Origin of the sequence: Halomonas sp. KHS3 (assembly GCF_000830495.1) — a bacterium.
GTDB lineage: Bacteria > Pseudomonadota > Gammaproteobacteria > Pseudomonadales > Halomonadaceae > Vreelandella > Vreelandella titanicae.
In genome coordinates this window covers 152162-175352 of the sequence record NZ_JWHY01000004.1, presented here as the reverse complement: position 1 = coordinate 175352, position 23191 = coordinate 152162, and the positions used below count along the sequence as shown (strand labels likewise).

General features: G+C 52.2%; 15 protein-coding genes, 1 tRNA gene and 1 other RNA gene. 4 read left to right on the top strand and 13 right to left on the bottom strand.

What is annotated here, in order from left to right; translation table 11 throughout:
- Window positions 1-23 precede the first annotated feature (23 nt).
- The 13 genes from pglX (RO22_RS25190) to RO22_RS11610 form a co-directional block, all read right to left on the bottom strand.
- Entirely contained in the window at window positions 24-1778 is a 1755-nt protein-coding gene (pglX, locus tag RO22_RS25190; protein ID WP_141224404.1) for a BREX-1 system adenine-specific DNA-methyltransferase PglX, read from the bottom strand.
- Between the two features lie 62 nt (window positions 1779-1840).
- Window positions 1841-3778, bottom strand: coding sequence for a BREX-1 system adenine-specific DNA-methyltransferase PglX (pglX, locus tag RO22_RS25185; protein WP_052475610.1), 1938 nt, complete (start codon window positions 3776-3778; stop codon window positions 1841-1843).
- On the bottom strand, window positions 3775-5256 hold the full coding sequence (locus RO22_RS11655; protein WP_041158391.1) for a helix-turn-helix domain-containing protein: 1482 nt from the start codon (window positions 5254-5256) through the stop codon (window positions 3775-3777). The genes pglX (RO22_RS25185) and RO22_RS11655 overlap by 4 nt, the downstream gene beginning before the upstream one ends.
- Before the next feature lie 111 nt (window positions 5257-5367).
- Complete coding sequence (gene brxC, locus RO22_RS11650; protein ID WP_041158482.1) at window positions 5368-9051, bottom strand: BREX system P-loop protein BrxC; 3684 nt, start codon at window positions 9049-9051, stop codon at window positions 5368-5370.
- A gap of 192 nt (window positions 9052-9243) precedes the next feature.
- Window positions 9244-9867 carry a DUF1788 domain-containing protein gene (locus RO22_RS11645; RefSeq protein ID WP_197915459.1) on the bottom strand — a complete coding sequence of 208 codons (624 nt, stop codon included), beginning with the start codon at window positions 9865-9867 and terminating at the stop codon, window positions 9244-9246.
- A gap of 171 nt (window positions 9868-10038) precedes the next feature.
- Window positions 10039-10638: a DUF1819 family protein gene (locus tag RO22_RS11640; RefSeq protein WP_041158390.1), complete on the bottom strand. Its 600-nt coding sequence runs from the start codon at window positions 10636-10638 to the stop codon at window positions 10039-10041.
- Window positions 10639-10695: 57 nt separating this feature from the next.
- Window positions 10696-11013 carry a helix-turn-helix domain-containing protein gene (locus tag RO22_RS11635; RefSeq protein ID WP_009095642.1) on the bottom strand — a complete coding sequence of 106 codons (318 nt, stop codon included), beginning with the start codon at window positions 11011-11013 and terminating at the stop codon, window positions 10696-10698.
- A gap of 146 nt (window positions 11014-11159) precedes the next feature.
- Window positions 11160-12179 carry a TniB family NTP-binding protein gene (locus RO22_RS11630; protein WP_041158389.1) on the bottom strand — a complete coding sequence of 340 codons (1020 nt, stop codon included), beginning with the start codon at window positions 12177-12179 and terminating at the stop codon, window positions 11160-11162.
- The gene (locus tag RO22_RS11625) at window positions 12176-14059 is read right to left on the bottom strand and encodes a Mu transposase C-terminal domain-containing protein (protein ID WP_052475609.1); all 1884 of its coding nucleotides are present in this window, start codon (window positions 14057-14059) and stop codon (window positions 12176-12178) included. Before RO22_RS11625 ends, RO22_RS11630 begins: the two co-directional genes overlap by 4 nt.
- The gene (locus RO22_RS11620; protein WP_041158388.1) at window positions 14056-14685 is read right to left on the bottom strand and encodes a TnsA endonuclease N-terminal domain-containing protein; all 630 of its coding nucleotides are present in this window, start codon (window positions 14683-14685) and stop codon (window positions 14056-14058) included. Before RO22_RS11620 ends, RO22_RS11625 begins: the two co-directional genes overlap by 4 nt.
- Window positions 14686-14808: 123 nt before the next feature.
- Window positions 14809-14905: signal recognition particle sRNA small type (ffs, locus tag RO22_RS24125), an RNA gene on the bottom strand.
- Window positions 14906-14957: 52 nt separating this feature from the next.
- A tRNA-Met gene (locus RO22_RS11615) sits at window positions 14958-15034 on the bottom strand.
- 100 nt (window positions 15035-15134) lie between these two features.
- The gene (locus RO22_RS11610) at window positions 15135-16073 is read right to left on the bottom strand and encodes a choline ABC transporter substrate-binding protein (RefSeq protein ID WP_009286517.1); all 939 of its coding nucleotides are present in this window, start codon (window positions 16071-16073) and stop codon (window positions 15135-15137) included.
- Between the two features lie 229 nt (window positions 16074-16302).
- Between RO22_RS11610 and betI the strand changes: the two genes are divergently transcribed.
- The 4 genes from betI (at window position 16303) to RO22_RS11590 (ending at window position 23009) form a co-directional block, all read left to right on the top strand.
- Window positions 16303-16923, top strand: coding sequence for a transcriptional regulator BetI (gene betI / locus RO22_RS11605; RefSeq protein ID WP_009286516.1), 621 nt, complete (start codon window positions 16303-16305; stop codon window positions 16921-16923).
- 23 nt (window positions 16924-16946) lie between these two features.
- Window positions 16947-18416 (top strand): betaine-aldehyde dehydrogenase, encoded by a 1470-nt coding sequence (gene betB, locus RO22_RS11600; RefSeq protein ID WP_039858292.1) that lies wholly within the window; start codon window positions 16947-16949, stop codon window positions 18414-18416.
- A 202-nt stretch (window positions 18417-18618) separates the two neighbouring features.
- Window positions 18619-20292: a choline dehydrogenase gene (gene betA / locus RO22_RS11595; RefSeq protein WP_027959236.1), complete on the top strand. Its 1674-nt coding sequence runs from the start codon at window positions 18619-18621 to the stop codon at window positions 20290-20292.
- Between the two features lie 230 nt (window positions 20293-20522).
- A complete protein-coding gene (locus RO22_RS11590) occupies window positions 20523-23009 on the top strand; it encodes an acyl-CoA dehydrogenase (protein WP_039858290.1) in 2487 nt (828 codons plus the stop codon).
- The last annotated feature ends 182 nt before the right edge of the window (window positions 23010-23191 follow it).

The window sequence follows — 23191 nt, the reverse complement described above, 5'->3', positions numbered from 1 at the left end:
CTTAATTTGAGGCAAAGGTATGATTAGCCTGCCTTTTCGCCCGTCACAGCCTTCACTTCCGCCAATAAATCCCCGAACTTCCCGTAGTTCACCTTCACCCCGTCATCCAGATCCAGCGAGATACGCTGGTCGGCGTAGTGGCGGAGTTTTTCGTCGAATTCGGCCAGTTCAACCTGCTGCTTGTGCAGAGTGGCGATTTCTTTTTCCAGGCGCTTGGTTTCAGCGGCTGAGGTGCTGGCTTCTTTGTCTTGTTCCAGCTTTTCAGCGTAGGCGTTGAGCTTGGCGCTGAGCGGGATGACGTACTCCGTGCGCATCCGTGCCAGTGTGCCTTCGTTGTAACGGTGCAGGTAGACCAAACATTCAAAGGCTTTGTATTTACCGGAACTGAACAGCCAGTAGATGGGGCGTTTTTTGTACGTCCGCAGGTGGTCCTCGAAAAACTGGGTGCTCAGGTAGCGGCGGATGGTATCGAGGTCAGATTCACCACGCTTGTATTTGATGGCGTGCAGACAGAGGCCTTCTGCTACGAAGTTCAGGTTTTCCTGTAAATGCTCGTCACCCCAGACCACGCGGACAAACTCGCGGAAGCGGTTGGTGGCGTCATCGGCGAACCATTCCTGATCGGTGAGTGGCAAGATAGCATCTTCGTCCGGGACAAAACTCGGTGAAGGGATCTGATGGAGATAGTCCTGAAGATTGTCGCCTTGGCTGGCGAGGATTATACCAGGCTTGTCCAGTGAGTAACGGCCCATCATGCAACCAATTGTGTAGGAAACAAGCTCCCGTAAAGTATCGCACCGCATCAGAGCTTCAAGCTCTTCTTTGCTGCGTTTACCTCCGTAACGGTAGTGTGCATTAGAAGTGAGAGTGATATCCTCAAGCATCACTGCAGGTTCAAGCTCACACTGTAAGCCATATGCATTTATGCATAGTTGGTTGTTCTCTTGCTCTAAGGTTTTAAGATCCAATGAGACTGATCGCCAGTGTTCTGATTGAGTCAACCAAGCCGCCTCAATTGTGTCAAATGACTGACTTTTATGAACTAGCGGGTTAACAAGAAACCCCCACGACGTCTCGTATGAATCCCAATCCAGCTTTGCTATATCAACCATTTTTTTTATGATTTCTGTGCTTTCCACCCGAATATAGGGTATGCCTTCAACATCTTGTTTCTGAAAATTAAAGGTGGGGTTAATTACTTGAAGGAACTTTTCTCCGAGTTTGGAGTTAAGGATCGACATTACGTTTAAGCAACAATCTTCTGCAAATATTCCGGGGCCCGCGTCGGAGAATAGAACACCTTTATCAAAGTATCGGAAAGATAGTTCGCCACCGCCTACTCGCGACCAAGAAACAAATGATTTGAAATACCATTTCTTTTCCCTGAGACGAAAATCGGGGCTCCTATTTTTAATATTCTCGCCATCGTTTAGAAAATCGATAACGTGCTCTGCATTACCATACCATTTTCGAAAGCTTCCCCCTTTATGAAGTGGCAGCCACTTTATTGAGGGGTTAACTTCTTCGGAGTTTTTCAAACCAAACTGGATACAGGTCTTTGACACTTCAAACCACAGACGAAGAAAAAGCTCATCTCGTCCTGTCCGTATTCCAGGACAAACCGGAAAATAATCAGATATAGGCTTATTTTCACTAAAAGTCCTACTCATATTAGGACTATTCCAATATGCAATGACTTTCCCGGGAAGTGGAATGAAGTCCGAGGTAGACGCTCGATAAAAATTCTTCGTCCTCTTTTCTCTTACTTGCTGGCCCATGCCTCGCCCTCATAACAAATTCGGTGATGACCACACTGTGTGGATAGGGGTATATATGAGCGTCACTCAATAGCCTCAAGCAACAGCTTTCGCTTCTCCGCCTCAGACTTGGCATCCACCAAACGAATGAATGCGCCCGAGTAATTGGGAGAGGCTGCGTTTTCGATCACGAAAGCCGTTGTGGAGACCACTTCGCCGCTGATGCTATCGAATGCCCGGCTCCCCATGTGCGCCATGGTGATGATGGTGGCATTGTGAAGTAGCCATTCCCGGAGCTTTTCGTAGCTGGATAGAAACATCCACGACTGCATGTTGATCTGCGCGTTGTATCCGTTGGGTCTGAGCAGTGAAAAAGCTCGCTCCATAAAGATCGCGAAGAGATCTGACTTGCTGTTTGGGTAGGCGTTTTTGGCGTAGTCCTTCAGCGCCTTATTCATGCCTTTACTGCCCATATACGGCGGATTCGCCACCACAGCGTCATAGCGCTGCGCCAGTAACCAGGCTTGCTGCACTAACGGTACTAACCGCTGGGCGGCGCCCTTTTGCATCATATCGCCGCTGTTGGTGAGTTCGCTCAGTTCCTCTAGCAGTGCTTTCAGCGGCACTTCCCATTCGTTGGGCACTTCAATCAGCGAGCCGAAGGTTTTGGCATCTTGGAAGCGCTCAATCAAGTCGGCCATCAGCTTGTAAGTGGCGTCGTTGCTGGAAAGGTCTTGCTGTTCACTATCAAACAGGCTCTGGGACTGCCCCTGGTGCCAGTCACCGGTGAGGTTCAGGTCACGCCATAGGGTATTGGCATCCAGGTATTGGCTGCTTTGCATGGCCAACACGTTTAGGCGCACGTTGCGGGTTAAAATGCGGCGATCGTCTTCACGGGCTTTCATCAACAGGGCAAAGCCCGCCAGCTGGGCGGCGCGGTCGTCGATATCCAGGCCGAACAGGTTGTTTTCCAGAATCAGCTTAGGGATATCGCGGGTGCGGTAGCCACGCTCTTCGTAGATCGCCTTCAACACGTTGTAGGCTTCCACCAGAATGTGGCCGGAGCCGCAGGCGGGGTCGAGTACCTTGATGGTTTCAGGGTCGAGGCTGGCCGGGGTGATGGCGTCCAGCTGGGCCTGTACCTCGGGCTCCTGCTCGGCGGGCTCGATGTAGTACGGCATCTCGGCCTTGAGCGTTGATGTGGGGTAGGTTTGCAGCCACTGGCGGCCTACCGAGTTCTGCACCAGGTATTGAACGATCCAGTTGGGGGTAAACAGCTGGGTGGCGGCGGGGATGTCTTCGCTTTTCACCACCTTGCCGATTACTTCGTCCTTCTTCTCGCTGATGTAGAACTGGTAGAGCCAGCCAATCACCTCAACGTCCTGCCAATCCTCTTCGGGAATGGCTTCTACCAGCTCGCGGATCAGCGAATCTGTTTTGGTCAGGTTGTTGGGCAGCAGTAGCTCGCTGGCGTCGTCCAGCGGCTCGAACAGAAACGGCATGGCCTCATGCAGGGCGTGGCATTGGGCCAGCAGCAGCTCGCGGTAGAGGGTTTCATCCTGGGTGCCGTCGAGCTTGAGTTCGCGCACGCGGGCGATATCCAACCCTGGCAGGTCTACTTCTAAACACTCATCCAGAATCTGGAACTGCCCGGCTTCGCCCCCTGCCCCACTTAGCACGCGGCGGCCGTGGTCTAGGTAGCCGTGAATTTCCATATAGCGAATGGCGCACAGGCGGTTGAACCAGCTATAGGCGGCCTGCTCTATCGCTTGGCTAAAGCCATCGCTCTGCACCCACGCAGCCAGCGCTTCCCGTGCGCCTTTCAGGTGGGCGGGCACGGTATGGGTTTGGCCATCCTGGGCAGTCATCACCAACACATCGCCCTTTTGCTCTAGGGGGGCAATCACCACACCGCCTTTGCCATCCGGGCTAATGCCCATCCGGGCCGCTTGACGCGTCATGGTGTCGATAAAGCGGGCGCGGGCTTGGGGGGCGTATTTTTTGATGTTGGCGGTGTTCATGTTAAATCCTTGAAAGTGTCTTGCAAAAAGCGCTGGCCTTTAGGCGTTAAGCGGTATTGTTGAAGGCGGCTATTGGGCTTTTCGGGCAGCGTCATTTCAATAAGCTGCTGCTGGCGTAAATTGCCTACTTGTTTATTGAGTTCACCGGAAACGCCCTTATGGCCCAGTTCACGCGCCATGGCTGCTTTCCCCAGCGGCTCCTGCCGCAGTATCAGCAGCACTCTGGCTGCCAGCGCTGACTCTAGCCGTGACTCTAGCCGTGACTCTAGCCGTGACTCTGGCTGAACTGACTCAGTCTGGGACCCTGGGGCTGGCTGCTGGATCGAAACCGGCGCGGCCAGCCGAATACTCAAACGCACGCGATTGGCAATTTCTTCAATATGCGGTTCTGGTAGCCCTTGGGCGTGAGCTTCCGCGAAAATACGCTTTACACCGCTGCCCCACTGCTCTATCAGCCCTAACTCTCGAAATACGCGGGCAATCACTGGGTTACGGATCATGGAAACGCCGCGTTTCATGTCTTCAATGGTCATGCCGGGCATCAGTAGCCCTGGGCTTTCAATCTCGATACGGTCGTCAAAAAACGCAATGCGTATGGGGCTGCCGCGTTGTGAGTAGTCACTGTGTACCAAGGCGTTAATAATCGCTTCACGCAGGATGGTCAGCGGGATACTCCACACATCGCGGCGACGCATGGCGCCAAACTCTGCCTGCTTGAAGGCATGTTTTTTGAGAAACAGCTCGATGTCATCAACTGCTTGGGGTAGCGACGCGTGAATGTCGGCTTGATCAAAAATCTCGACCTTGTCGGTGCCGCGAAAACGCCCGCACTGAATCCAGGCATCTTCAAAGTGCCACTGGCGCTCGCGGCCAAACAGCAAAATGCCTCCCACGCTGGGTACCAGGCGGCCTTGGTACGGCACCAGTAGCCGTAACGTGCATAGCTTATTGTCATCAAGTGGTTGTTCGCTGCGAAAGGCTTGCTGTATGGCGTTATGATCAAGATCATCACGGCTCAGCTCGGGCATGGGCTGAACATCAAACGTAGTGCCGCTCGCTTGGCGCTGCATTTCTTGGATGAGCGCCAACCCCGCCTGCCGATTGCTGGAACCGAGCCGCACCAGCACACCGTTTTCTTCGCCAAGCGCTTTGAAAAAGTGTGGGCGTGCGCTACTCAAAAACACCTCAATACACACCAAGGTATGTTCGCCTACGCTCACCAGTTCAATATTAGGCAGTAGCCGGGGGTGAATGGCATCCGCGATCATGCTGGTAAGGCGCTCTTCCATATCCAGCGGATCATCCACGCCTAGCACGGTGCCATCATCGTCAACGCCAATGATCAACTGGCCACCAGCCGTATTGGCAAAGGCAACCAGGGTTTTCATTAGCGGCTTGGGCGATGATAGGTCGCGCTTGAACTCAAGCTGCTTGCCTTCTGGCTCGCTTAGGCGCTGTTCAATGGTCGCGGTGGTCATAGGTGTCTCGTTGACTTTTCATGTTTCTTTCCGCTTCGCTGTCCCGCGTCCTAGGACACGGGACGGCAGTAAACAGGCACATTGCCCGTGTCAACAAAAATCGTTCGAACACTAACGCACCTGTACCCGTTTGCCCGCTGAAAGTGACCCTTCCAGCTCTTTTCTCAGCTCGTCCATAAACGCATCGACTTCCGCTTGGCTTTCCAGGTACACGCCACTATGCACGCGGCTGAGTACGTCGCTTACACGCACTCTTGCCACGGGTTTGGGGGCATTCACCGCCGCCGGTGCTGTTTCGGTATGCGGGTCGTACTTTTTATCACCTGGTGCCGTTTGTGGGGCTGGCTTGGGGTTTTCTGATGTGGGAGCCGGTGTTGTGGTGTTTCCCGCAGGCGCGGGCGGCTGCCGCTTAGCAGCGTCGGCCTGGGCGTTGTGAAGCGCATCCAAACTTTCTTCTTCTAATTCAACGGCAGTTTCGGTTTGCAGCTGGTAGATCTGCGCGACGCTGACCGATTGATTGACCGAGGCTTTGAGCTGCTGTAGCGGGTGCAGCAAGCGGTTGCTAAGCTCGGCGGTGCCAATGCCGCTTTTGGCTATTTCTGCGCTTACTTTGGCGATGCGCGTATCGATACGGGCAATGGCGTGCTGGCGTTTTTCCTCTACCAGGCGGTTGTTCACCTCATCCAGCGTGCGTACCAGGCCATCCACCTGGTTCAGCATGGCGTAAGGCGCTTCGGCGCGGTAAATACGCTCACACTCGGCCAGCGCTTGCTGGGCCTGGGTGTTTTTCTCAAGCTCTAGGCGGTTCACCGCAAACCGGTTGAGCGCTTGCTCCAGCTGCTGCCAGGTGGTGAGCTGCTTGGTAAAGAAATCGTTGAGATCACGGTAGTCCTCTTCAACATCGAGCAGCGTGTCCTGCTGGCTAGCGACGGTTTTGAAGAAATCAAAGCTATCGTCAAGGCGCAGTAGGCGCTCCACTTCCCGCAGGGAGTTTTCAATGGCATTGCGACCGGGGAAGTTGCCCACGTCGGTTTTGCTTTTGTACGCCTCAAGCTCACGTCGCCAGTGAGATAAGCGGTCTACGTAATAGGTAAACAGCTCTTTTTCACTGGTGGGGCCTAGCTGGCCAAACAGCTCTTTGGTGAGGTTACGGGCTTTGTTGAGCACCGCATCTTCGGTTTGGCGCTTCTTCTGGAGGCGCACTTCACTGCGGCGGCGGGCGTTGTTGAGTAGCTCAAAGGCTTCTTTACCGCTGAGCGCGGGGCCAGCGGTGTGGAAGGTTAAGCGCCCAGCGGCATGCAGGCGGCCCAGAATCAGCAGCGTTTCGCCTTCCGGCCAGCCGAAAGGTCGGTTGCTAAAACGCTCAATCAGCGGGTTCAAGGGCACCGGCTCGCCGCCATGTAGCGAGATATACTGCTCTACCTCTTTCACCGCTTGGGCGTTGCCCTCTTCACCGTCTAGATTGAGGTTCTGGGTGCCCAGGTCATCGGCGGTTAATACGGCCTGCAGCTCGCGCATCGGCTCGGGGCTAAGTACCGTGAGCTGGCTCAGCTTGTTGTAGGTATTTTCTAGCAGGTAGCGACAGGCTTCATCCAAACGGGTGTTGAGCTGGCCTCGACTGAGATCGAGCTTCTGGCCAAGCGCGTAAACGTCCGCATCCAGCAGCATCTCTTCCAAACGCACCCGCAGGCGCTTTTTGCGCTCCTGGTTTTCCCGGCCACGGTCGGCCAGAATGCGCTCTACGCTGTGGTCGTTGGCCGATAGGTTCAGGCGAATAAACTTATCGGTTTTCAGCAGGGTACGCAGTTCATCGGTAAAGCGCTTATCGTCGGGCAGCTTAATCAGCACCTGCCCACCGTTATCGCCGCTTTTGTGAATGCAGCCTGCTTCGCTTAGCTGTACGTACTCCACGTCCAGCGGTGAGACCACCTCCACCCTTAGCTGGCTCTGGTAGCGGCCATCCAGGGTGTGGCCATCCAGGTAGCGGCCAATGCTGTAGTCGGTTTTGTTGACCGGGTAGCGGTATTTGGTTCGATCGCGCAGCAGGTCTTTGAAGATCAGGCTGGAGAGCTCTTTGTTTTCGTCGCTGCTGGTAACTTCGGTTTGTTTGATCTTGCGGGTAATGTCGCGCTCTTCATTGGTGAGAAACTGGTATTCATCGCCGTTACGGGTAATCAGGCTCTCTTTTTCCAGCCGTGCCAGGGTCGCTTCCAGCTGCTCACGAATGGCTATGCGGTCATCGTCGATTTGAGTCAGTGAGAGCGTTACCAGGTTATTGACCGTGCCCTTCACCAAGTCCACATAGCGGATCATAAACAGCGTGCGTAGGGTTTCGACATCAAACGCTTCTAATACGGGGTTCTCGCTGGCCTGATCGATGGTGCGCTTCACCGCCGTATCGAGGAACCCTTCTATCGCCGTGTAGAAGCAGTGCATCGGTACCAGCGCGCCAATCGTCTTCTCTTGCACGGCTTTGGCAGCCATGTGAAACGCATCGAGCATGGAGCGCTCGCCATAGGCCAGGTGGGCACCCGTGGCTCCTACCTTGCGGATCTCTTCAAAGACTTTTTGCACCAACTGGAAGTGGTACGGCACAAAGGGGTAGTTGGCGATAAAGCTCTCGACGCCTTCGATATTTTTCAGCGTGGGGCCGGAGCGGTCAAAGGTCAGCTGGTTACGCAGAATGGAGCCTTTGGCCTCAAACACACCTTCCAGCTCCGCACATGCCGGGTCGGTTTTCACCAGCAGGCGCTTGCGGATCACTTCGTCAGAGTTGGAGCTTGAGAGCGATAAGCGGGTTTTGAAGCGTCCGGCGATTTTGGAAAAATCGTTGGCTTTTGAGGCGGTCATTTCGCCTAGCACGGCGTCCATATCCGCTTGTGAAGTGACCACGATCCAGGCACGCCCACCGCAAATCGTGCCAAGGTTTTCGGTGAGCGTTTGCAGAGTCAGCATCAAACGCGTGTCGCTGCCAATGAACTGACCCACTTCATCGACCATGAACACCATGCGCTGGGTAGCTGATTGCGACTCCAAAAACTCTTTTACCCAGTGGCAGAAGTTCTCTACCGAGACGCTGAAGCTGGTTTCAGATTCCTCAAACCATTTATGCGCCGCTTCAGGAGAGAGATCGAGCGCCGACCCAATCGCTTGCTCGATATCGTCCTGGTAGAACTGATAGCCGTCTCGCTCGTCTTCCCACACCACGCCACTGGCCTCGTTAAAGGCCTGCTTAAAGCGCTCATACACACCGCGTTTTTCTAGGTGGCGCTCCATATGAGCAATGTGCGGGTAATCAGAGCTAAAGCCTTGGTACTCGTTAAACACGCGCAGGAAGACGTTCAGGATGGGGTTGCCATCGTCATTGGAGCTGGCCTTGCTATCGATGTTGAACAGCACCACATGGGCCGGTTCACGGACAGCCTTGGCGATGTCAGCCCGGATAGAGCTGTCCACCAGCTTTTGCTCATCAAAAAAATCAGCGGCCTTCTTAGACTGGCCGTTGGCATCAAACGCTTCCGTGTTGGCGAGTAGGTAAGAAAGCGTTTTCAAAAAGTGCGATTTACCCGACCCAAAGAAGCCACTCACCCAAACACCCACGCGATTGGCGATGGAGGGGTCATCTAAAGGGGTGGTGTAAGATTCAAAAAAAGCGCGAAAGTGCTTTTCTAACTCGTTGGTGACGACATACTCATCCAGCTCTTGGTAGATGGTTTCCTGGTCACGCTGGTCGGCTTTGACCACGCCGTTGATTGACCGGCTAAGCGGTTTGAGGAAGAGCTCTCGAATGTGCATATCTGTCCTGTAAATGTTTAAACCCTGATTTTTGAAAGCACTGCTTAACAACAACCGACTTTTGACAGCGGCCCACACTGTCATCCGGCCTCATCTATGGGGCTTCATCACTGTAGAAGGCACTGCGATAACGTTAACAGTCACGGCTCACAACCGGGGCGAACGTAACACACCATAAAGCAATACGCCGCGCTAAGGCACGAGCGCAAACGCACGGTAGTAGTTGTTGCTTTTGATCTGCTTAAACAGCGACATCGTTTGCCCGTCGTAACGGCCTGGGTAGAAGAGTACCAATGGTTTATGGCCAAGCGGCCCGTGTAGGGCATTTAGCAAGCTGTGCGCACGCACCATGGGCCACAGGCTGCCAACACCGGTGAGCAATACGATATCAGGCTCGTGCGACAGTGAGTGTCGGATGAGGTACGGGGCGAACTTGTCCATGTGCAGCGGCCCACGCAGCGCCTTCAGCAGGGCTGCATCGCCTTTGCTTTTTTGCATGGCAATGGCTTTATCAAGGAAGCCGCGCTCAGTCAGGTAATCCTTTAGCACTTCAAGCAGATTGACCTGCGCCATTTTGATGTCAGGGTGCTGGCGTGCCATTAATGAGGGGAGGAAATTCAGGTAGGCACGCACCTGTAGTTCATGTTCAGGAGCGTAATCGAAAATCCAGAAGCCCAGCTCATTACCCAACCCTTGCCCCGCTAGGAAATCAGGCCGAGTGATTTTCTCAGCGACTTGGTTCAAACGCGCCCGAAGCTGGTCATCCTCGTGGTGGCTAAAACCGCTGGGGGGTGGGTACTGATCACTCTGTGACATGCGGATGCGTCCCTGTGTCTAGCATGTTTGATGCAAAGCTTTTTCTAATACAGAAAGCTGATTGGGTAAGACTATGCCGCTAGACACCTGCGTTGCAAGGTCTACTTAGTCGTGTTTTGACGTGAGCACGGTTTTAAAGAAAAGAACGAGGTTAAGAAGGCAACATGAATATTACCGCAGCCGGCGACAACATGTTTGTAGTCGTTCGTGCTGGTAGGTTTCAAGCAAGCTTTTTACTTCTGGCCGCAGCAGCAAGGGCTGTAACTTGCGCGAGCGACTGGACGCCAATATGCTGACTTCCGCCAACATACGATACACCACCTGCCCCATTTTACGCTTCGAGCTATCAGCCCACCCTGCTATTGCTTCATCGCGGTGTGCACGCTCGGCTAAAAACTCATCCCACTGGTAGGCCTGAAGCGACTCTGCGTGGGTTAAGAACGCATCGGCAACGACACTTTCAAGAAACTCCACCAATAGCAGATTACGCGCCATGGCCGCGCAAAAAGACACCTGCGTGGCGAGCTGGTCGTCGCCATCACGCAGCGCTTGCCAAAACGGTGGCTCCAGCTTCTCTAAGCGCTTACGAATAGCTTGCCCAGCACGTTTAGCAGTAGCGGGACGGTTCTTCTGGAGGCGGTTATCAATGATGATTGCCTGGTGCCACTGCCCTTCATCTGCATTAGAGAGCAGCAACTCAGCTACGGCACGGCTCTCGCGCACCATCAGTCCACCGCCGATCAGATCAGAGTTGTAGCTGAAAGAAGTCAAAAGGCGCTCATAAAGATCAATTACGTTGAAGTTGCAGGCGGCTGATCAGTAACGAGATCAGCTTTCGCTAGGCGCACTGCCCTTTTTAAGCTGTTCCAACAAGCGTTGGCGTTCTGCAGGGTCGAGTTTATCTAACTCAAGGATCAATTCTGCCACGGTATCGTCTTCGCAGAAAAAATAGGGAATGGGCACCTCTAGTGCCTCTGAAAGCCTCTTCAGCAACTGGAAATTGGGCGCATGCTGCCCCTTTTCATACTGCGTCATACGCGCACTCGCCAGATTCGGCTCCATGCCGAGGTATTCACCCAACTGCCTTTGTGTCATACCCGCTGCTTGCCTGGCGGCTCTCAAGCGATCTGGAAGCGGACTGTCCATGAAAACACCATCGCTACTTGGAAAGCCGCTAGGCTAGCGCAAGATGACACAAAAATATGCTAAGAGATTCTTAGCAAGAATGCAATAATATTGTTCTAGAAGTGCCCATATTGTTATTTACCGAAATGAGACATCTGAATAATTGCTTAATTTTTTGAAAATAATTCACGCGTTGAAATTTTACGAGTGAACTGTGTCGCAACAAATGTTTCAGATTCCACAGTTGAATAACGGTTATATGAAGAGTATTTCGAAACTTCACTAATCGGAACATCTTCTAACTCAAGCTCAAAAGGGTTATCCGCGCCTAAAAAAAACTTATCGCATGCCTCTAAAAAGTGTTGCCTACGAACAGTGCTATCATTTTTTGACAATGCCACACAAAGCGCGGCCTCTAACACTCTTTTCACTTGCCTTGTTTCGCCTCGTGTAACAGAAAACAAAGGGAACAAAATTTCATCAACATGAATACTAGGGGCTTTTTTAAAACCCATTTTAGACGCTAAGCCTTTAATAAAACGTGTAAACTCAATTCTGTCTTCTAAATTGAAAAACTTAAAATAAGGCAATTCTATTGTGCACATCAAGCGTGAAGCCCACTGAGGCTCATTTAATATTTCAGCAGCCCAAGGCATACCGACAAGGACTATAGGAATACCTGCTTTTTCATTTACCAACTTTAATATATTAGCTATTCTTTGTTTTTCTTCAACGGACTTGAACTCTATTAACTCCTGAAATTCGTTGATTATTATCATCTCAGATTTGCATTTTTTCAACATCTTAACTAACGCTTCAGCAAGACCCGCCTCACGCCTCCTCTCTCGCCTAGTATCAGCCCCGAATTGCCCTAAATCCATCATGAGCTGTATCAACATGCTTTCAACATCTGGTTTACTTGGAATTCTTGAAACAAGCACAGGCTTAATAACGGTGTCATTTTCAACATACTCTGGATATTGAGATTGGAACTCTTGAACCAGCCTACTCTTTCCTGAACCAGGGTCCCCTATTATTAACATACACTGTTGCTCACCCCCTAAAGCATGATTAGCTTTCAGAATTTCTAAAGAACTTATGGCTCTTGCAACAGACGAATGCTTGACATAGCAATTCTTGAAATAAATTTGCTGCTCTAATTTTTCGTTACTCATTAACATATTCATGAGTAGGGCTCCAAATCATCAGAAATTCTTTTCCATTCTTCGTCATTTGGATTTACACCACTGTGTGATTTATTTTCTTTCTCGATATCACTTATTTCCCTACTAGTAAAGCCATCTACGATAGAGCTAGGGTTTTCACTTGATATTCCAAAATAAGCCGCCGCCTTTTTAGTTCCTTTAATTTTTTTCTTTGAAGCGGACACTTCCTCTGCAATTTCACTAACTCTATCGTCAATCAATTTTTCAGCTTCCGCAATACCTACATAATCAGTTTTCGAGTTTATAAAATTACGACGTAATTTACGTCTTACTTTTAGCTGAAAAACACTCAGCCCATCATATAAGCGATCTGGGTCAACAGCAGGAACCCTGATATATTCTTTTCTTTCTACCAAATAAACATATATGTAAGAGACATCCTCTGGATCTCTCTTAACAACAACCTTCACTACTTTGCTACCAGGTGGTGGTGGGGTAATCTTACGATACTCCACCAATTCCTCATTAGTATAATCGATCCTATCAATGCTTATTCCTCCTCTTCGCAGAGTACACAACTCAGTAGGGAAGGCTTCAATTTTAAAAATTTTTTCTTCAAAACCACTATACAAAGGAGGAGGATACTTTTTACAACCAATTTCCCAAGATAATGCAGGTATTCTTGTCATCCTGCTATCTGGCGACTGGTTATAAATATCAATTATCCAAATATGCATTAGCTCAATAAAATAGGAAAAAGGAAGGATTGCATCTTTCTCAGGTTTATAACCAGCTAACTGTTGGGCATTAGAAAAAGTAGTGCCAGGTATTTCTTTCACAAACCTAGAATTATAAATTGAAAACAACCTTTCAACTAAAGGTTTTTTCCAAGGTTTACCCACAGGATTAAACTCAATGTTTATACCGACTGAAGCGCAGAAGAATTCTAAATTTTTTGACCAGAACTCAGCTCCATTATCGACAACTAGCGTTTCAATTTTACCTTGACACGGCCAATTTTTTTTAATCATTGGATATTTTTTAGCAACATCTTCTTTACTTAAACACGCGTTCATTATTGCGCTTCTTACTGAGTTATAACTTGGCTCCTGAAAGCTAAGATAAAAACCAATTATACACCTACTATGGCAATCTATTAAAATTGTTAAATACGGCCTTCCAATAGGAATTAGCAATGTATCGTCTAATAAAATCAAGTCGAGGGGTGTATGATCAATCTCAACGCGCTCCATAACACGTTCTGCCGCAGAAAACTTATTCACAACACGGTAATCTTTATCGGCCTCAGCTTTACCAAAACGTCCCACCTCTACTTCGTAGGGAGAAATTTTCTTTACGCGTTTGTAAAATGCAGATTTTGTTATAGGCTCAATGGCATTATCAGGGTGCGCCCTGTTATATAATAGTATATTGTTAAAATAGTGATAATAAGCGGTAGATACATGCGGCCTCTCTCTTTTGAGAAACTTTTCTTCCACAGCTCTTTTATAAAAATCTGCATCATCTCTTTTGGAATTTCCAGGGTTTTTCACTAACCCTTTCGCAGAAACCAATGATTTTGGCCCAATGACTTGATCGTAGTTTTTATGCCATCTTGCAACACTTCTCCATGATGGCTTTTTTTCAATATGGCCTTGCTCAAATAACGAGTCTAAAATTGGATCAATATTCTTTTTCGTCCATCCACCCTGGAGATGCTCCTTAACTAGAACGATAACTTTATACTTATAATATGCTTCCTCTTGTACGCTTTTGCTTAAGGAATCAAATGAAATATAAGAAAGGCGCTCAGGCACATTTATATATTGCCCATCTACAACTGCGGATGCCTCCCCACTTTGAAAGCCTGGGAATTCATCACTAAAAAATTCGATGCTCATTGCCCACCTCCAACCCAAATTAGAGATTCACATCCAAACGTTTCGTCAATATTTATGAGAACTTTTCCCGAAGCAACTAACCACATAACATCAACTAAGACTTCAGCTGAGTCAGCACCACACAGTTCAGAAATATCAGCAATACTTAAACCATGAGATTTTTTTATCAATTCGTAAATTTTTTTACGAGATACCACCTCAGTATAAAGCCCTGCATATCGGTTAATCAGTTTCAGATTTTTCAGTTTTGGCATTGAACTGATTTGATGATCAGTGACTAGAATTAGCTCTTTGCCAAGCATTTCAACCGCCTTTTTTTTAGCGGTAAAACGCTGGATAAAATCATGTTTCAAAGCTTCTGGAGGTGGCTTTATTTCAACAAACACCTTCTTGCCTGAGTGACAGAAAAGCTCAAAGTCGGGTGTGTAAGAGCAAGTCCTGTCTTCAAATTGATAATAAAAGCCTTCTGGCTGCGCAACGAAGGACCTTACCTCGTTGGCATATTCAAAATGAAAGCAGGCATTAAATTCGAGGGAGGACTCAACAGTCTGGACGTTGCCATTCTTGTGACTGGCAAATTTATAGATGTGCTTGACGGGAGAAGGACGCAAGGTACGGGTATACATGGCAGTACACCTATTTTTGTTTTATTACTACAAAAGTAGGTTATGCCACGAGAAAAGGCAAAAAATGACAGCAGCGGGACAATTTGTGCCACTTTGAAGGAGAAACGACAGAAATGGAGGCGGCCCCAAAAGCCACATCCCGGCACACGCAGCCACCACTACCGTTGCTCCCTTCCGGGCCTGGCGGGGTTCGCAGTTTAGCGTTGCGGGAGGACCTAAGGGACCACCATAACGGCACACTCTGTTATATATTAAGTGTGCTGAGGCTGATGTGGTGGCTACGCCCTGATTTGAACAGGGGACCCCATCATTATGAGTGATGTGCTCTAACCAGCTGAGCTACGTAGCCTTTCCCTCATCAACGGGTGCAGATTATGCCTACCTTAATGACGAAAGGCAAGCCGGATTCCGGCTTGCCCTGCTAGTCAACAAAGCGTATCGAAATTGACTTACTGAATAGCGGCGCGCACGGCCTCTGCACCTGGCTCGCCGTCTCGTGTTGTAACGCCGTCTAACCACTCGTCCAGTAGGCTATCATTAGCCTTCAAATAGTCACGTGCGGCATCACGGGGATCTTCGCCATCATCCATGATCGCGCTCATGAGCTGATTTTCCATTTCCAGCGTGAAGGTCATATTGCGCAGCAAGGTACCCACATTCGGGCACTCATCCACGAATCCCGCTCGGGTATTCGTGTGCACAGTCGCGCCGCCTAAATTTGGGCCAAAATAGTCGTCGGCATCAGCAAGATAAGCCATATCGAAGTTAGAGTTCATGGGGTGCGGCTCCCAGCCCAAAAACACCATCCACTGCTCATTGGGTACCCGGGCGCGCAGTTCCGCCAACATTCCCGCTTCGCTGGAATCGATCACCTGCCAATCGCCTAACCCATAAGCATCATCATCGATCATCTGCTCAATGAGCTCGTTACCGTCGTTACCCGCTTCGATGCCGTGCACGCTACGCTCAAACTGCTCCGCATGCTCGGCCAAATCGTTAACCGACGTTACCCCCGCATCGTAAACGTACTGAGGCACTGCCAGGGTATACTTCGCCCCTTCCAGGTTGGTCGCCAAGCGCTCAACTTCACCGCGCTCGATATAGGGGTCACTAATAGAGGCCATCGAGGGCATCCAGTTACCCAGGAAGACATCGAAATCATTGTTGCGCATACCGGCGTAGGCAATCGGAACGGAAACTGTATCGACGCTTGGCTCATAGCCAAGCCCTTCAAGGACTTCGCTGGCGAGCGCAGTGGTGGCGGTAATATCTGTCCAGCCCACTTCAGCAAAGCGCACGCTGCTGCACTCGTTTGCATAGGCTGCCGTTGGCAGACCCGCTGCCAGCAATAAAGCACCTGCATAGCGTGAAGAAGTTCTGCTCATCATCGTAGTCCCCTTTTATAAGCTTATTGCCAATACATATTGCCAATACGTATTTCCAAAACATAGATACGAACACTCCGTTGCTGCAGTGGTCGCAGTGCGTAGCAATCATCGCTGTCTTTTTATTGATTGAACGTTCAATAAAAAAATGCCATCATTGTTAGGTAATCATGTCTACGCTCGGGTTTCAAGCAACGACCCTGTTAGGCATTCAACGAATTAGGAGAACGTCGTGCCAAAGGTGGGAATGGAACCGATACGCCGCCAGCAGTTAATCAACGCGACTATGGCAGCCATTGATGAAGTCGGCTTAGCCGAAACTACCGTGATGCGAATTGCCCGCCATGCGGGCGTTTCAGCGGGCATTATCAGCCACTACTTTGGCGGTAAAGATGGCTTGCTGGAAGCGACGATGCGGCAAATCTTGACCGACCTGTCCGGAGCTGTTGCGGTGCGTCGCCATGCGTTGGAAGACGACTCTCCCCGCGCCCATATCGGTGCCATTATTGAGGGTAACTTTGACCGCACTCAGGTCACCGGCCCCGCCGCCAAGACATGGTTAGCGTTCTGGGCCAGCAGCATGCATAAGCCTATGCTGCAGCGTCTGCAAAACGTCAATGATCGCCGTCTTTACAGCAATTTATGTCACCAGTTCCGACGTGTTATGCCCCGCGTAGAAGCCCGCAACGCAGCACGCGGCTTAGCCGCCATGATTGATGGGCTATGGCTGCGTGGCGCACTAACGCCAGAAGGCCTTGACGCCGAAGAGGCCCGCTACCTTGCCCACACCTATCTCGACCAGCTTTTTGCTCATCATGGATGCACCAACAAAGCATCCAATATTTACCTTTAATTTTCTGATTCTTGGAGATCGACATGGCCGCTCAAGACGTACAGCCACTTTATATTGATGGTCGCCAGGTAAACGCCACTTCAGGCGATACTTTTACCGTTACCAACCCCTTCGATGGCAGCCTGCTGGCCACTATCGGCCAAGCCAGCCAAGCGGATGTTGACACTGCGGTCGCCGCAGCCCAGCGCGGCCAGCGCGAGTGGGCCGCGATGAGCGGCATGGAGCGCTCACGCATCCTGCTGCGCGCCGTCGCGCTGTTAAGAGAGCGCAATGACGAGCTTGCCGAGCTTGAAACCCGCAATACCGGCAAGCCGATCAGCGAAACGGCCAGTGTCGATATCGTTACCGGCGCAGATGCGCTGGAGTACTACGCGGGCCTGGCGCCGGCTATTGAAGGCAGCCAGATCCCCCTTCGCGACAGCTCTTTTGTGTACACTCGCCGCGAGCCCTTGGGTGTCATTGGTGCCATTGGCGCCTGGAACTACCCGATCCAAATCGCCTGCTGGAAAGCCGCTCCGGCGCTGGCGGCAGGCAACGCAGTGGTATTCAAGCCCAGCGAAGTGACTCCGCTGACCGTGATGAAACTAGCGGAAATCTTTACCGAGGCAGGCCTGCCCAACGGCGTCTTTAACGTGGTTCAGGGCGACGGCCGCGTGGGCGCCATGCTCACCGAACACCCAGGCATCGCCAAAGTCTCGTTCACCGGCGAAGCAGGCACCGGCAAGAAAGTGATGGCCGCCGCTGCTAGCTCAACGCTGAAAGACGTCACCATGGAACTGGGCGGCAAATCGCCGCTGCTGGTGTTTGCAGATGCCGACCTTGATCGCGCTGCAGACGCCGCCATGATGGCCAACTTCTACTCCAGCGGCCAAATCTGTACCAACGGCACGCGGGTATTTGTTGAGCGCAGCGTTAAAGACGCTTTTGAAGCCAAACTGGTGGAGCGCGTTAAGCGCATCAAAGCAGGCGACCCCATGGATCCCAGCGTCAACTTTGGCCCCCTGGTCAGCTTCGAGCATCAGGAGAAAGTGCTCTCCTATATTGCCCTGGGCAAAGAGCAAGGCGCTCGCCTGCTCGTGGGTGGCGACGAATGGAACACCGGTAGCTTTGCCAATGGCGCCTGGGCTGCACCCACCGTGTTTACCGACTGCACTGATGAGATGCGTATCGTGCGCGAAGAGATCTTTGGCCCGGTGATGTCGGTACTCGCCTTTGATGATGAGGCGGAAGTCATTCGCCGCGCCAACGACACCACCTACGGCCTTGCCGCCGGTGTCTTCAGCGAAAGCCTGAACCGCGCCCACCGTGTGATACACCAACTTGAAGCGGGGATTTGCTGGATAAACACCTGGGGCGAGTCCCCCTCCGAGATGCCGGTAGGCGGCTATAAAGAGTCGGGTATTGGTCGCGAAAACGGTGTTGAGACGCTCAATCACTACACCCAGACCAAGTCGGTACAAATCGAAATGGGGCCGTTTGAGTCAGTGTTTTAACTCTAAGCACTAAGCTCCGCCGGTAGGCATAACACGAAGACGCTGTGAACCCATCCATGGGCGCTCGGCTTTTTCATCTGACCGCCAAGGATGGCGGGAATGCTGGAATCGCATGGAGCACTTTCCGGCCCTGAAAAAGACGCTTCGCTTTTATGCCTACCGGCTCACTTCCTCGACTCGCCAGATTTCTTAAGGAGACACTATGTCTCAACCACGCGAATTTGATTACATCATTATCGGCGCAGGCTCGGCGGGCAATGTGCTTGCTACTCGCCTCACCGAAGACAGCAACGTCAGCGTATTGCTGTTAGAAGCGGGCGGGCCCGACTACCGCTTCGATTTCCGCACCCAAATGCCCGCTGCCTTGGCATTCCCACTACAGGGCAAGCGCTACAACTGGGCGTTTGAAACCGACCCCGAGCCACATATGGATGGTCGCCGCATGGAGTGTGGTCGTGGCAAAGGGTTGGGCGGCTCCTCACTGATTAACGGCATGTGCTATATCCGCGGTAATGCACTCGATTACGACAACTGGGCCAAACAGCCCGGCCTCGAAGATTGGGACTACCTAAGCTGCCTGCCCTACTTCAAAAAGTGCGAAGCCCGCGACATTGGACCCAACAGCTACCACGGTGGCGACGGCCCGGTCAGCGTGACCACGCCCAAAGCGGATAACAACCCGCTTTATCGCACCTTTATTGAAGCCGGCAAGCAGGCTGGCTACCCGGAAACCGAAGACGTTAACGGCTACCAGCAAGAAGGCTTCGGCCCTATGGATCGCTTCGTCACGCCCAAAGGCCGCCGCGCATCAACGGCCCGCGGCTACCTGGATACCGCCAAACAGCGCCACAACCTCACCATCGAAACCCATGCCGTTACCGATATTATTGAATTCGAAGGTAAACGTGCGGTGGGGGTACGTTATGAGCAGAAAGGCGAAAAACAGCAGGCCTACGCCCGCCGTGAAGTACTCCTGTGCGGTGGCGCCATCGCTTCCCCGCAGATTCTGCAGCGCTCAGGCATCGGCAACCCTGAACTGCTGAAGGAACTGGGTATCGAGACGGTTCACGCCCTGCCCGGCGTAGGTGAAAACCTCCAGGATCACCTGGAGATGTACATCCAGTACGAGTGCAAAGAACCCATCTCGCTCTACCCCGCGCTAAAGTGGTACAACCAGCCCAAAATTGGTGCTGAATGGCTGTTCAATGGCACCGGCGTGGGCGCCAGCAACCAGTTTGAATCCTGTGGTTTTATCCGCAGCCGCGATGAAGAGGAGTGGCCCAATCTGCAATACCACTTCCTGCCCATTGCCATTAGCTATAACGGCAAGAGCGCGGTGCAGGCCCATGGCTTCCAGGCCCACGTTGGCTCCATGCGTTCAGAAAGCCGTGGTCGTATTCGACTTACCTCGAAAGATCCACACGCCGCGCCCAGCATCCTGTTCAACTACATGGCCAAAGAGAAAGATTGGGAAGAGTTCCGCGATGCTATTCGCCTGACTCGCGATATCATCGCTCAGCCAGCCTTTGATAAATACCGTGGTCGCGAGATAGCACCAGGGCCCGACGTGCAGTCGGATGCCGAGCTCGATGCCTTCGTCAAACAGCACGCCGAAACCGCCTACCACCCCTGCGGTAGCTGCCGTATGGGCGAGGGTGAAATGGCCGTCACCGACGGCCAGGGTCGTGTCCATGGTATTGAAGGCCTTCGCGTCGTAGATGCCTCACTGTTCCCGGTGATTCCCACCGGCAACCTGAATGCGCCCACCATTATGTTGGCCGAGAAAATCGCCGACCGTATCAAAGGCCATGAGCCGCTTCCCCGTGCCAGCGTTGACTATTACGTCGCCAACGGAGCACCGGCCAAACGCGCCTGAACATTTAGTCTGTTTTTTACTCCAAACGCCATGGCTTGTCGCCATGGCGTTTTTTTTGGCTACGTTAAAGGAACAAGCTACGCCAAACGTGCCTAAAAACTTGCGTGTGATAGCCCCCATCTGCCAATATTCAAACAAGTGTTCGACTCAATATCTCAACAACGATGTTACTCGCGTTTTATTAACAACAGTCGGCCTGCAACAGTGGCCAGCAAAAAGAGAGATAACCTATGCTCACCCTACTTCTGATCGTGCTCGCCATTGTCGGCTTGCTCGTGGTCATGCGTCGCGAAGCAGGCGCTCCCGCGGCGCTAGCTGTGTTTGGCGTATTAGGCCTTGTTGGCCTACTGTTTGACGCGGAAATCATTGGTGGTCTGCTGCTTCTTGGCGCTGCGGCAGTAGCCGTGGCAGGCCTGCCTGCACTGCGTCGCAAGTGGCTCACACCGCGCTTATTCGCCACCTTTAAAAAAGTCGCCCCCAAAGTTTCCGCCACCGAGCGCACAGCTCTGGAAGCGGGCAGCGTTTCCTGGGACGGAGAGCTATTTTCAGGCAAACCCCAGTGGGAAAAACTGCTCGCCTTTAAAGACGATGGCCTACGCGACGATGAGAAAGCCTTCCTAGCCAATCAGTGTGCGAAAGCCGCTGGCATGTGCAACGCCTGGGACATCGCCCAGGAGCGCGCCGACCTGCCCCAGCAGCTTTGGGACTACCTGAAAAAAGAGGGTTTCTTCGGCATGATTATTCCGAAGGAGTACGGTGGTCTTGGCTTCTCGGCTAAGGCTCAGTCCATGGTACTGCAGAAGCTCTCCGTCAATGAAACCCTGATGGTGACCGTGGGCGTACCCAACTCCCTCGGCCCTGGCGAGCTGCTGCTTAAATACGGTACCCAAGAGCAGAAAGATCATTACCTGCCGCGCTTATCCGATGGCCGCGAGATCCCCTGTTTTGGCCTCACCGGCCCCCGCGCAGGTTCTGACGCTACCTCGCTGCCAGACACTGGCGTTGTATGTAAGCAAACCATTAACGGCGAAGAAGTGATCGGCCTGCGCCTTAACTTCGAAAAACGCTGGATCACTCTGGCGCCCATCGCCACAGTCGTTGGTCTTGCCTTCCGTCTGTTTGACCCGGAAAAATTGCTGGGTGACGAAGAAGATCGCGGTATTACCCTGGCGTTGATTCCCCGCGATACCGACGGCATGGAAATCGGCCGCCGTCACCACCCTATCGGCAGCCCGTTTATGAACGGCCCGATTATCGGCAAAGATGTCTTTGTTCCGCTGGACACCATCATTGGCGGCCCAGACATGATCGGCCAGGGCTGGCGGATGCTGGTGGAGTGTCTGTCTATCGGCCGCTGCATCACGCTGCCGTCAGGCGCCACCGGCACCGCGCGTTACGCCCTGGGCTGGAGCGGCGGTTTCACCCGTGTTCGTCGTCAGTTCAACGTGCCGGTTGCCGAAATGGAAGGTGTGCAAGAGCCCCTCGCCCGCATGACGGCGCTGGCCTATATCTCCCAGGCCACCGTGTATCAAACCGCCAATATGATCGACCACGGCGAAAAACCCGCCGTGCCCTCAGCCATCCTGAAGAGCCAGTTGACCGAGTTCCAGCGCGTATTGCTTAGCGATGCGATGGACGTTCACGGCGGCAAGGCGGTCACTCTTGGCCCGCGCAACTACCTCGGTATCGGTTACAGCGCCAACCCGGTGGCGATCACCGTGGAAGGCGCCAACATCATGACCCGCAACCTGATGATCTTTGGTCAGGGTGCTATTCGCTGCCACCCCTACGTACTAGAAGAACTGGCCGCCAAAGACGCCAACGATATGCAGGCGTTCGATAAAGCCTTCTTCGGTCACGCGGGCTTGATCTTTGGTAACGCTGCGCGCGCCTTTACCCTCGGCTTTGGCATTGGTAAAGCCAGCGTACCCTTCGACGGCCCCGCCGCCGCCTATGCCCAGGATATTGCCCGCCTCTCCGCTGGCTTTGGCCTGTGTGCCGATGCTGCCATGGCAAGCCTGGGTTCAGCGCTGAAGAAACGTGAAATGATCTCTGCACGGCTGGGGGATGTGCTGTCTAACCTCTATCTCACCTCAATGGTACTCAAGCAGTGGCAGGCAGGCAGTAAAGTAGAAGGCGAAGAGGCGCTGTTGCACTACAGCTGCCGCTTCCTGCTCCAGCGTGCCGAGCAGGCGTTTGTGGAGATTTTCGATAATCTACCCAACCGTGCGCTAGGTAAAACGCTCAACGCCGTAGTAATGCCCACCGGTCGCCGCTGGAATAAACCCCACGATGACCTGGCCCGGGATATCGCTAAGCGTGTGTCTACACACAGTGCCCTGCGCACCAAGCTGCTGGAAAACACCTGGGATGCAGACGACGGTGAACAGCGCAACCCGCTGGCGCGCTACAACGCTTTGCTGGTCGATTATGACCGCGCCGAGGCGATCTACCGCACGGTGAACAAGGCGTATGCTAAAGGCAAACTCCCGCAAACGGCGCTGCATCCTGAGGCACGTGTAGAAGCCGGTCTGGAAAAAGGCCTGATCAATGAAGAGGATGCCGACTTTATGCGTACCTTCGAGGCCGAAGTACTGGAAATGCTCACCGTGGACGATTTTGCCTACGATGCCTTTGCCAAGAATAAGTCCACGCTGATCGAGCACAACGGAAAACCTGTGGTAGCGCCTAAGCAGGAGGAAGAAAACGTTAAGTAATACCTCTTTTTCAAAGCATTACCTGTAAAGATAGCCGACTCCTGTATGCCAGGAGTCGGCTTTTTTGTGTTCACTTTCTACACCTAAATGCGTAGACCAAGGAACCAAAAACGCGTTGCAAGTTCGCAAACGATCAACTAGCCTTTCGTAAACGAAAACGATCTACCTTATCCAACAACAAT